Annotated in this window: 9 protein-coding genes; 3 read left to right on the top strand and 6 right to left on the bottom strand. The window is 44.4% G+C overall.

The features are described 5' to 3' along the window. Positions 1 to 26: 26 nt before the first annotated feature. The 6 genes from oppF to G561_RS0100270 all read right to left on the bottom strand — a co-directional run bounded on the left by oppF (position 27) and on the right by G561_RS0100270 (position 7,778). Positions 27 to 1,082 carry a murein tripeptide/oligopeptide ABC transporter ATP binding protein OppF gene (oppF, locus tag G561_RS13650; RefSeq protein ID WP_051584269.1) on the bottom strand — a complete coding sequence of 352 codons (1,056 nt, stop codon included), beginning with the start codon at positions 1,080 to 1,082 and terminating at the stop codon, positions 27 to 29. Positions 1,083 to 1,085: 3 nt separating this feature from the next. Further along, on the bottom strand, positions 1,086 to 2,207 hold the full coding sequence (gene oppD / locus G561_RS13655) for an ABC transporter ATP-binding protein (RefSeq protein ID WP_028857743.1): 1,122 nt from the start codon (positions 2,205 to 2,207) through the stop codon (positions 1,086 to 1,088). Between the two features lie 72 nt (positions 2,208 to 2,279). Continuing rightward, positions 2,280 to 3,185 (bottom strand): oligopeptide ABC transporter permease OppC, encoded by a 906-nt coding sequence (gene oppC / locus G561_RS0100255; protein WP_115342995.1) that lies wholly within the window; start codon positions 3,183 to 3,185, stop codon positions 2,280 to 2,282. 109 nt (positions 3,186 to 3,294) lie between these two features. Further along, positions 3,295 to 4,215, bottom strand: a complete 921-nt coding sequence (gene oppB / locus G561_RS0100260) for an oligopeptide ABC transporter permease OppB (protein ID WP_028857745.1) — start codon at positions 4,213 to 4,215, stop codon at positions 3,295 to 3,297. 84 nt (positions 4,216 to 4,299) lie between these two features. Further along, the gene (locus G561_RS0100265; RefSeq protein ID WP_051584271.1) at positions 4,300 to 5,982 is read right to left on the bottom strand and encodes an ABC transporter substrate-binding protein; all 1,683 of its coding nucleotides are present in this window, start codon (positions 5,980 to 5,982) and stop codon (positions 4,300 to 4,302) included. A gap of 194 nt (positions 5,983 to 6,176) precedes the next feature. Continuing rightward, positions 6,177 to 7,778, bottom strand: coding sequence for an ABC transporter substrate-binding protein (locus G561_RS0100270; RefSeq protein ID WP_115343038.1), 1,602 nt, complete (start codon positions 7,776 to 7,778; stop codon positions 6,177 to 6,179). Between the two features lie 598 nt (positions 7,779 to 8,376). Here G561_RS0100270 and G561_RS14890 point away from each other — a divergent pair. The 3 genes from G561_RS14890 to G561_RS0100285 all read left to right on the top strand — a co-directional run bounded on the left by G561_RS14890 (position 8,377) and on the right by G561_RS0100285 (position 12,279). Next, complete coding sequence (locus tag G561_RS14890) at positions 8,377 to 10,560, top strand: DUF2157 domain-containing protein (RefSeq protein ID WP_028857748.1); 2,184 nt, start codon at positions 8,377 to 8,379, stop codon at positions 10,558 to 10,560. Beyond that, positions 10,557 to 11,150: a GDYXXLXY domain-containing protein gene (locus tag G561_RS0100280; protein WP_051584272.1), complete on the top strand. Its 594-nt coding sequence runs from the start codon at positions 10,557 to 10,559 to the stop codon at positions 11,148 to 11,150. Before G561_RS14890 ends, G561_RS0100280 begins: the two co-directional genes overlap by 4 nt. Positions 11,151 to 11,301: 151 nt before the next feature. Next, the gene (locus G561_RS0100285) at positions 11,302 to 12,279 is read left to right on the top strand and encodes a zinc-binding dehydrogenase (protein ID WP_028857750.1); all 978 of its coding nucleotides are present in this window, start codon (positions 11,302 to 11,304) and stop codon (positions 12,277 to 12,279) included. Positions 12,280 to 12,332 lie beyond the last annotated feature (53 nt).

Genomic DNA, 12,332 nt, shown 5'->3' on the forward strand with positions numbered 1-12,332 from the left:
TTCCCTACAGCCTAGCCACTTAGCCACTAGGCTACTTCACCCCTGCTACTGGGGACTTTGTTTTTTAGACACGCCACTTGATGATCTGCCCTGCCCTCTAGCACAGGCTTGGTTTGGGCACAGCCATCATCAGCGATAGGACAACGAGTACGGAACACACAGCCTGAAGGCGGATTTATTGGGCTGGGCAAATCCCCTTCTAATAACTGAATGGTTTTGTTGCGCTCAATATGTGGATCAGGAATGGGTACCGCGGACATTAGCGCTTGGGTATAAGGATGAGTCGGATGACCATAAATGGCTTTGTCCGTTCCCAATTCAACCGCATTACCCAAGTACATTACCATTACCCGATCTGAGATGTGCTTAACCACCGATAAGTCGTGGGCAATAAAGATTAACGCCAAGCCCATTTCTTGTTGCACTTCTTGCAAGAGGTTGATTACCTGAGCCTGAATTGATACGTCTAGGGCAGACACCGGCTCATCACAAATAATAAGTTTTGGCCTTAAGATAAGCGCTCGAGCAATACCAATACGCTGGCACTGACCGCCAGAGAATTCGTGTGGGTAACGGTTTACCTGGTTGGCTAACAGACCAACTTTGGTCATCATTGCCCGTACTTCTTGCTCAACTTCTGCCTTAGGTTTTTTTGGATAATAAGTGCGCAGTGGCTCAGCGATAATATCGCCCACAGTCATACGTGGATTCAACGACGCTAAAGGGTCTTGGAAAATCATTTGAATGTCTTTTCGGGTCAGACGCATCTGTTTTTTTGAGGCGCCCATGATTTCTTGACCCTTAAACTTAATACTGCCTGAACGGGCTTTAACTAAGCCGATAATGGTCCGAGCCAAAGTCGATTTACCACAGCCCGACTCTCCTACCACTCCTAAGGTCTCGCCAGCATACAGGTCAAAAGAAACCCCATTAACTGCTTTTAAGGTGGCAGGCTTCTGCCAGAAGTAGCTGCCTTTTTGTTTGATATCGAAGCTAGTAACTACCTCTCTGACTTGCAATAAAGGCGTATCATTCACCACATCGATACGAGTACTACGAGTTTTATCGTTTGACTGTTGCATGAGTTACCCCTTTATCCCAGTGATGGTTTTGTCTTGAATGATATTTTCTTCACCCAACTCCTGAACCTGTTCTTGCGCATCCTGCGGCTCTGTATTGGCCACATCCTCAGGTTTCCAATGGCAAGCACGTTGACGGTCATTTGGCAAAAACTCCAAAGGTGGCGCCACGCTATAACAAATATCCATGGCATAAGGACAGCGCTCATAGAACGGACAGCCTGGGGGCAAGCTCAATAAGTTTGGCGGACTACCAGGAATGGTTTCAAGCTTACCGCTTTCATTGTCCAAACGCGGAATCGCCCGTAGCAGACCCTTGGTATAAGGATGGGTGGGGTTGTAGAAGATATCTTCAGTTTCCCCATACGCCATGGTACGTCCGGCATACATGACTAAGACGCGATCACAGATACCGGCCACCACGCCTAAGTCATGGGTAATCATAATAATGGTGGTGCCAAAGTCACGCTTTAGCTCATTCATTAAAGTCATGATCTGCGCTTGTACTGTCACATCAAGGGCAGTGGTCGGCTCATCGGCAATAAGCAATTTGGGACGACACAACAGCGCCATAGCAATCATTACCCGTTGACGCATACCGCCTGAGAACTCGTGCGGATACATGCCAATACGTTTACGCGCTTCAGGAATCTTCACTGCATCGAGCATTTTAATGGCTTCTTCCCAAGCCTCTTTTTTACTCATGCCTTTATGCAAGATAAGTACTTCGGCCAACTGATCGCCGATTTTCATATACGGGTTTAAGGAGGTCATCGGATCTTGGAAGATCATCGATACCTGCTCAGCGCGTAGTTTATTCAGCTCTTTTTCGCTTAGACCCAGTAGCTCTTTACCTTGGAATAATACTGAACCATCAGTACGGCCGTTTTTGGCCAACAATCCCATAATAGCAAAAGCGGTCTGCGATTTACCGGAGCCTGACTCTCCAACAATACCTAAGGTTTCTCCTTGGTGTAAATCAAAGTTCAGGCCGTTTACAGCGGTAACCTCTCCATCTTCAGTTTTGAATTTCACAGATAAATCTTTTACCTGCAACAAGGTTGGCGCTTGTGTTACAGCGCGGCCCTCTTGAGGGTCTTGTGCTAAGTTGTTGTGTCCTGCTGTCATAATAAGTCTACCTGTATTGGCTGTCTGGCTATCAGATAATTAGGATTGTCGGTTTGAAAATATTGCTCGCTATTAACGGTCTTTGGGGTCAAACGCATCACGCAGACCATCACCAATAAAGTTAAAACAAAATAGCGTCACCACTAAGAATACTGAAGGAATTAAAATCTGCCAGGGAGCTACTTGCATGGTTTGCGACCCTTCTTGCAATAAGGCGCCCCAACTGGTCATTGGCTCTTGAACCCCTAAGCCTAAGAAACTTAAGAAGGACTCAAATAAAATCATGCTCGGTACCAACAGTGAGGCATAAACCACCACCACACCCAAGACGTTAGGCACAATGTGACGCATAATAATGTTATAGCCCGAGACGCCGCCGACGTGCGCTGCTTCGATGAACTCTTTGCTCTTCAAACTCAAGGTTTGACCACGTACGATACGCGCCACATCCAACCAAGACACCAAACCAATGGCGACGAAGATAAGCATTAGGTTACGGCCAAAGATGGTCACTAGTAAGATAACGAAGAACATAAACGGAAAGGCGTTTAGGATTTCCAAAAAGCGCATCATAACCGCATCAATCTTACCGCCTAAGTAGCCAGAAGCGGCGCCATAAACAGTACCGAATAATACCGCTACAGTGGCTCCAGCAATACCTACCAACAACGAAATACGGCCGCCAATGGCAGTCCGTACTAACAAATCGCGGCCTAAGGAGTCGGTACCAAAGTAGTGCTTATTTTCAAAAGAGGGGGCACCTTGCATATAGCCCCAATCTGTTTCGGCATAGCCAAAAGGGGCCAACATAGGCACAAATATCACAAACAGTGTGACCAAAAACAAGATAACCAAACTGGCAATGGCCGCTTTGTTTTGATAAAAACGACGCCAAGCATCCTGCCAGAGGCTGCGGCCTTTAATGGCTTCTGCCGTAGGCGTTACTAAATTGATTGGCTTATCAGTGATAACAGTCATAGTCATCCTTGTTCTTAAATAGGTTACTTTAAATTAGGGTATTTGAAAGTCTAAGTTACACGTCTGGGCAGGAGGCAATAATCAATTATAGCCACCACTTCAGCGACAGCTAATACTTAATTTGTGGGTCAATAACTGCATACAAAATATCGACGATGGCGTTAAAAGCAATGGTTAAAACCCCCACTAAAATGGTCAGGCTCAGCACCATGCCATAGTCACGGTTTAATGCCCCATTAACGAACAACTGACCGATACCTGGTAAACCAAAGATGGTCTCAATCACAATAGAACCGGTAATAATACCCACAAAGGCAGGGCCTAAATAGGAGATAACCGGCAGCATTGCTGGGCGTAGCGCATGCTTTAATACAATACGCTGCATCGGCAAGCCCTTAGAGCGCGCGGTGCGAATGTATTGACTGTTCATCACTTCAATCATAGAGCCACGCATAATACGCGCAATACTGGCGGTATAAGCCAATGCTAGGGCGGTTACCGGTAAGATAAGGTTTTGCACTGCCCCATTATTCCAGCCACCGCCTGGTAACCACTTTAAGGTAATGGCAAAAATAAGCACCAATAGCGGCGCTTTAACAAAGCTTGGAATAACCACCCCAATATTGGCAAAAGCCATGACGATATAATCAATCCAAGAGTTTTGTTTTAAGGCCGCCACAATTCCGAAGATAAGCCCCAATACTACTGCCAAAATAAAGGCATAAAGCCCCAGCTCAATGGACACAGGAAGGGCCTGCGCCAACAGCTCATTAACGGTGTAATCCTTATACTTAAAGGAGGGACCAAAATCGCCCATCATAATCTGCTTTAGATAGTTCACATACTGCAGCCACATGGGGTCATTTAAATGATACTTGGCTTCAATATTGGCCATAACCGCAGGTGAGAAACTGCGCTCACCACTAAAAGGGCTACCTGGCGCTAACCGCATCATAAAAAATGACACGGTAATGAGGATAAACATAGTTGGAATGGCTTCTAATAGTCGCCGGAATATAAGCTTTAGCATAAACCCTCTGTTGTAAGTAATCCTACTAGCATAATGGGACGGTTAATAACGATATGGTTAATAAACAGACAGTGCTGTCAGCAATTAATGCTTGGCAATCGACACGTCTTTCATGTGCCACACATCTAACGGATCATTGTCTGGGAAGCCTATGACGTAAGGTTTCACCAAACGCACCCCAACGTAATGGAACATATTTAAGTTTGGCATGTCGGCATCTAGCTGTGCTTCGGCTTGCTTATAAAGCTCAGCACGCTGTTTGACATCCACCCCTTGTAATAAGGTTTGGTCCAAGAGAGCATCAAACTTTGGACTTGAATACTTACCATGGTTATTGGTGTTATCAGTCTTTAAGGTGTTCAAAAACGAAGAAGGTTCGTTATAGTCACCACACCAGCTCGAGCGAGCGATGTCATAATCACCGGTACGACGCGTATCAAGATAGGTTTTCCACTCTTTGTTGACCAGCTCTACTTGTACTTTGTCTGCGCCTAAAGCGTCTTTGATAATAGAGCTAAAGGCCACTGCAATTTTTTTGTGATTATCACTGGTGTTGTATAACAATTCAAACTTTAGTGGATTGCTGGCACTATAACCGGCCTGCTGTAATAAGCTGTTGGCCTCTTTAATCCGTTGCTCTTTGCTCCAGCTTTGCCACTGCGGGGTAAAGTTGCTCATGCCATTGGTAGATGGTGGGGTTAACTGATACGCCGGCTGTTGCCCCTGGCCCATCACTTTTTCTGCCACAATATCACGGTCAAAGGCTAACGCTAAGGCACGGCGAACGCGGACATCATTGAAAGGGGGTCTTACGGTATTGTATTTATAATAGTAAGTGCATAGTCGAGGAGCGACACGCAGCTCGTTGCCCATAGCCTCTTTGATAGAGTCAAATTGTTCGGGGGGTACTTCAGCACTCACATCCACCTCACCGGCTTGATAGCGAGCCACGTCAGTGGTCGGCGATGAAATGGGTAATATGGTAACGGTATCTATGGTGGTATTGGCGTCGTCAAAATATTGAGGATTGCGCTTTAACACAATCTTGTCGTTAACTCGCCACTCACTCAAGATATAAGGACCATTGACTACAATGTTATTGGCATCGGTCCATTTATCGCCAAATTGCTCGATCGCTTTTTGGGGCACTGGCTTGGTTGAAGTGTGAATCAACATGTCTGGAAAATAAGGAACCGATTCGGTTAAGGTAACCTGCAGTGTCTTATCATCCACAGCTTTGATACCTAGAGTTTCTAGGCCTGCCTCTCCGGCCATAATGGCCTCTGCCCCACTCACCTTAGCGTCTGCTAGATAGCTGGCATAAGGAGACGCGGTATTTGGGTCGACCAAACGACGCCAACTGTAAACGAAATCCTCTGGCCTGACCGGTTCTCCGTTACTCCATTTCGCATCACGTAGCTTAAAGATCCAGATTTTGTTGTCTGTACTCTCCCAGCTTTCAGCCATACCCGGCACTGTCTTGCCTTCGCGGTCGGTGTCTACGAGACCAATGAACATTTGACGAATGATATTGCCCTCAGGAACCGCTGACACCTTATGAGGGTCGATTGATTCAGGTTCGGCAGTATTATTGATGACAATACTTTGCTCTTCAGCAAGGGCAGTTTCGGCCTTATTGTCTTTACTACTGCTGTTATCAACTGCTTCTTTATCAGTACAGCCCATCAAGGTTGAGCCTAATAAAGCGCTCAAAGTTAGCGCAACGGGCCATCGAGCCATCGAACGAGCACGCGGGAATTTAATCATACAGACGTCCTTGTATAAAAAATAAACAACAAGTTATTTAACTAACGGCTAGTAACTAGCTTAACTTTTAGCAGTATTAACAAAAAACACTAAGCCCCAATAAGAAGAAGGCGCTTTACAACCCTGCTTAGCGGCCTTCTTCTTGGGCTTACAGACCTAATTTGTATTTATAGTTTTACGTTATGGCTTTAAGCTTAGTGCTTAGCCACTTTTAGGTCTTTAGCTTGCCAGTTATCTAAAGGATCTTTGGTTGAGAAACCGACTACGTATGGCTTAATTAGACGAGGGCTAACGTAGTGGTAAACGTTGATATTAGGCATATCAGCATCAAGCTGTGCTTCGGCTTGCTTATAAAGCTCAGCACGTTGCTCTGGCGTTACCCCCGCTTTTAAGGTCTGCGCCATTATGCTGTCAAACTTAGCGCTTGAGTATTTACCTTGGTTGTTGCTGTTGCCAGACTTGACGATATTTAGGAAAGTAGAAGGCTCGTTATAGTCGCCACACCATCCTGCACGGGCCACTTGATAGTTACCATTGCGGCGTGTGTCTAAGTAAGTTTTCCACTCTTTGTTAATCAAGCTCACATCCACAAATTCCAATGATTGCTTCCATAGCGAGCTGGCAGCTACCGCAATCTTCTTGTGGTTGTCACTGGTGTTATATAACAGCTCGAATTTTAGAGGATTACTTTGACTGTAACCTGCCTCTTTAAGTAGTTTTTTGGCCTCTTCTACTCGCTTGGCTTGATCCCAATTTTCCCACTCTGGAGAATTATTTTGCATAGCGTTGGTCGCTACTGGAGTCAATTGATAGGCAGCGGTTTGACCTTGACCAATCACTTTATCAGTAATGGTGTCACGATCTAAGGCAAGAGCTAAAGCACGGCGAACGCGAGCATCATTGAATGGCGGTTTAACCGTGTTAAATTCGTAGTAATAAGTACAAAGCATTGGCGATACACTTAACTCATCACCCAACTGATCTTTTAAAGAAGCAAACTGCTCTGGTGGGATCTCATTATTGGTAATATCAATCTCGCCTGACTGATAACGGGCCACGTCAGTGGTGCTTGAAGGAATGGCCAACATAGTGATTTTGTTTAACGTGGTATTGCCATTATCGTAGTAGCTTTCGTTACGCTCCAATACGATTTTGTCGTTCACCCTCCATTCACTGATTTTGTAAGGGCCGTTCACCACGATATTGGCAGGATCCGTCCATTTTTCACCAAACTGCTCTACCACTTTTTGGTTAACTGGTTTAACTGAAGTGTGGATTAGGGTATCTGGGAAATAAGGAACAGGCTCAGAAAGAGTCACCTGGAAAGTTTTGTCATCAATCGCTTTTACGCCCAAGGCGTCAGTACCTGCTTTGCCTTCTAAAATGGCATCGGCACCGGCGACTTTAGCGTCGACTAGGTAGCTGGCATAAGGTGAGGCGGTGTTAGGATCAACCAAACGACGGAAGCTATAAACAAAGTCTTCGGCGGTCACTGGATCACCATTTGACCATTTCGCATCGCGAATTTTGAAGGTCCAAACTTTATTATCTGCGCTTTCCCAGCTTTCGGCCATACCAGGAATAGTTTTACCATCAGGATCGGTGGTGGTTAAGCCCACTAGCATTTGACGAATAATAGCTGCTTCAGGCACGCCAGATACTTTGTGCGGATCTAGTGACTCTGGTTCAGCTGAGTTATTAATAACTAACTCTTGTGTGTCGGCTAATACATTGGGATCAATGTTTGCTGAGTTGCTAGTACCAGCCGATTTATCGCCACAACCTACCATCATCATGGCGGCGGCTAAGCTGGTAGGAATTAATACTTTCTTCACTAAGGAGGTTGATTTACGCACAATAAAATCCTTTTAGATAATGGCAAGTAGAAGCCAAAATAATTAGCTTCTTCAATAGCTTAAATAGCTTTTAGGTCATGACAACCGCGAGCAATATAGTTCAAAAACAATTAATTAACAATGGTCACTTAAAGACTAATATCTATTCATTAAGGTAACCAAAGCTTACAGTTGTTATTCATTATAGGTATATTAATAAAAAAAATATATCATCGTGTCAACAAATATTCATGCATTTATGTTACGAGATTTAAAGTTAATTATTAATTATCAACTACTTACATTAGGTTTGACTAGGAAGTTTATTTTCTTGTTATCTTGTAACTGACTGACTTAGTTTTAGCAGAATTGAAAAATTAGCCTAGTATCGCTAGTGGTTTAACCTAATAATTTAACCTATAGATTGAACGTGGTTACCTTTTATAAATACTGCCAATACCTCTGTCTGCTGTATGCTATTCCCATACCCGCTGACAACACAACAAGATTGTGACCCCCCCTAAATTAGTAACCAGTAACCTCTAGCCTTGAGAGCATTATGACGCGCCCCACTACTCCTTCACCTCTATCTGGTGCCCCAGTCCAAACTACTACGCCTGGAGTTAGCAGTGAGACTTGGTACCAGTTCTTCGTTCGATTTACTGCGATAACCTCTGCCATTTCACTGGTATTGGCGTTAGTGTTTTTTGTGGCTTATAACTGGATGGCTCTGGGTAAGCTAGGTAAATTTGGTTTAGTAGAGGCGGCTTTAGTCCTCACCGTCTTAGGCTATGCGCTACTGGCTCATAAAGGGCTTTTTAAACTGGGTCAACCGCTGTTACTGCTTATTGCCAGCCTTATAACTGGAAGCCTATTGGCCTTGGTGGGTCAGGTTTACCAGACGGGGGCTGACAGTTGGCAACTATTTTTTGGCTGGGCTGTTTTGATTATTCCGTGGGTCATTGTGGCTCGCCTGCCAGCGCTTTGGCTGCTTTGGTTGGGACTGATTAATCTAAGCTTCCTGTTTTATACCTCAGCCGCTAGCTTTTTCGTTACCAGTGCCGTTTCCTTTGACTTACTGCGTCTATTGGTCTTGACCGCAATAAACCTTTTGGCCCTTGTAATGGGCTTGATGGCGTTTAAAGATAAAGCACAGCCTAAGCTCAGTAGCCGCTCTTTGCACTGGAGCTTATATCTTATAGCCATAGCGGTGATGTTTTGGGCGACACGCTTAGGGTTATTTTCTGTTTTTCTTTTCGAGAAAGGAGTAGCAACCCCCATCAGTCTTGCGGCGTGGGCGGGTGTTATGGGTTTCTTTTATTGGCGCTTTTATAAGAAACAAATTGATCTGCTGATGCTTACCTTGCTTAGTGGCTCAGTCATTCTAGTACTAATGGTGATGGCCTCACAGTATATAGCTCCCTATTTAGGCGATGCAGCTTTATTTGTTATGGCATTTTTACTCATCGCTGTCACTGCTCTTGCCGTAAATTGGTTACGCCAATTAAACCACTCGATAAAACAGCCGTCCGCTGTGGCCCAGCAGTCGCCCGAATTTCTGCCTCAGTTGCTGCCTGAGTCCCTACTTCAGACCACAATAGATTCTGGTGCTGTAAATGTAGAGGTAGACAATTCCCCTACCCACTCTACAGTCAGCACTCCTTGGTATATACAACTGTTATTGACCTTAAGTGGCCTATTTTCTGGAGCGTTGATAACCGGATTTTTAATGGTGGTTTTTGGCAATACTTTGCGCGATATGCTGATGAAGCTGATACTAAGTGCGCTATTGTTATTGATTAGCTTTGTGCTATTTAACCTAGCACTATTCAAACGCCAAAGCTCCGATACTCTACATAAACCGTATACCTTTAGTGATGGCCTTGCCTTTGCTTTAAGTTTGTCAGCTCAGGCATTTTTAGCGGTAGCCCTGGTTGAGCAGTTTGAAGCTACTGTAACCGTGGTTTCGACCTTTATGCTGCTTCAATTAGTTTTATTGATAGTCTTTAAAGACACCCTACATCGTTTTTTTAGTGCCTTTATGGCTTTAGGGTGTATGGTTTGGTTGCTCAGCTATTTTCAACTACCTGAATTATCGGCTCCTTTATTAGCCTTGATTGCCAGTGTGGTTTCTTTGCCCAACTCTAAAGTAATGACTGCCGCTCAGAGCAGCGAAGCCCCTCATAGATATACTCTATTTAGAGCCCTGAATTACGCCAGTACAATAATGTTACTTATGGTGTCGGTAGTGTTTATTGTCGCTGAAAACTCACAATCTATCGTTGGGGTCGCAGGTGACTTCTTTTACAACTATTTCTTGTCGCAAGGGCTACTTATCGCTGTTTGCTTATATGTGGCCCACATTATTTTGAGCCAATATTCGTTAAAGCTAACCTCAAAAATAGGCCGACTGATTGCCCTAGCCATTATCGGCTTAGGCCTGGTTTCTATTTATATCTCTGGTGTATTGGCCACTAGCCTAGTGATAGTATTAGCCATTGCTAATGCCAATAAGACCTTATTAACGTTAGGAATTAGCGCCCTAGTAGGTTATATATTTTGGTATTACTATCAGCTTGATACCAGTTTGCTACAGAAATCAGGGTCATTATTGGCGGTATCCCTAGTATTGTTTGCAATTTATAAATTAATAAAGATAGCCTACTCTGACGATACTAGTCTGCCTAAGCTTGAGACTGCTGCACCAGAACAGACCACCACAAAAGATGAGGAGTTACCATGAGTTCAGTTGGATTAAAGCCTACCCCTCAATCCTCTTCTAAATTCAACCTATTACTGGCCATTATTGGCTTAGTCGTCGTGTTAGTAGTGGTGAATCTGGGTATAAAAAAATATGAAACTCATTTGGCAACTGCTGAGAAGGTGCTACTACAACTGGCTCCAGTTGACCCCCGTAGCTTAATGCAAGGCGATTATATGGCCTTAAACTATGCTGTCTCTGAGCAAATTATGGCGGCAATAGAACAGCAATTGACCTCTACTGAGGATCAACAGCAGATAGAGAATTTATATAACCTGTCTCAAGATGGCTTAGTGGTAATCAAAAAGGATTCGCAAGGTGTGGGCCATTTTGTGCGATTGGTGAGTCCTTCGGAGGAGGATCAATTAAGCTTGGCAAAAGAGGAATTACTCTTGGCGTATCGGCTGCGTCATGGTCAACTAAAAATCGCTACCAATGCGTTCTTCTTTCAAGAAGGTCAGGCCGCGGCTTTTGAGCAAGCAAAATATGGCTTATTTCGAGTGAATGATAAAGGCGAACCGCTGCTCACCAATATGGTCAATAGCGACTTTGAAGTGATTGACCCAGAGTAAAGTTTATTAAAAGCTACTGCGTAGTATTAACCAAATACACTATTAACTAAAGTAATACTGATAGCATCCTCAGTGCCTTGTTATGGTTATAACCCCTATAAGATCAAACTAAAAAACCATTTGACGATTAATAATAAAAAAGGATTCTCCCATGCGCAGTGCTTCTTATAACAGTTTTGGCAAACCCTCTGAAGTTTTAAGTATAGTTGACAACCCTATGCCTGAACCTGGCCCCAATGAGGTTCGGGTAAAAACTATCTTGGCCAGTATCCATAATCACGATTTGATTACTGTGAAGGGACAATATGGGGATAAACCAGATTTACCCGCCACAGCTGGTAGTGAAGCTTTAGGAGTAATCGATGCGGTAGGCAAAAACGTTGAAGGTTTCTCGGTCGGCGATCGGGTAGCAGCAGCCAGTGTTCACGGTACCTGGGCGGAGTACTTTACCGCGCCAGCCACTATGGTGTTCCCTGTGCCAGATGAGCTTGAAGATGAAATAGCGGCACAATTGATTGCTATGCCACTTAGTGCTTTGATGCTGCTGGAGTTTATGCAGTTACAGCCCGGTCAATGGGCCATTTTAAACGCAGCTAATGGTGCAGTAGGTAAGTCTTTTGCGATGATTGCTGCGGCCCGTGGTATCCATACCATCAGCTTGGTACGCCGCAGCGATGCCGCTCAAGAGCTTAGGGACTTAGGACTTCAGCATGTGGTTGATACCTCTGAGCCTAACTGGAAAGACAAGGTCCGTGAACTCGTTGGTGAGGCTCAAATCAGTGCTGCAGCAGACTCATTGGGTGGTGAAGCCAGCAATGATTTATTAGACCTATTGGGCTCTAATGGCACCTTGGTTTCTTTTGGTGTCATGGCCGGTGAGCCGATGGTTTTAAACCCTAGTAATTTGATTTTCAAACAAGCAGTAATCAAAGGCTTCTGGGGCAGTAAAACCAGCCGTGAAATGGATCTTAATAACAAAAGACGCTTAATCAATGAGCTCATTGAACGTGGCGTTAATAAACAGCTTAAGCTACCCGTAGAAGCCATTTATAACCTTGAGGATATTAAAGAAGCTGTGTCGGGTAAGGTGCAAAAGGGTAAAAAAGGCAAGGTGTTATTAAGGCCTTAATACGATTGAAGGTTAAGAGCGGTCTATAAAATGAAGATAGTTGATAGTATTCG

Source organism: Psychrobacter phenylpyruvicus DSM 7000 = NBRC 102152, assembly GCF_000685805.1.
Lineage (GTDB): Bacteria > Pseudomonadota > Gammaproteobacteria > Pseudomonadales > Moraxellaceae > Psychrobacter > Psychrobacter phenylpyruvicus.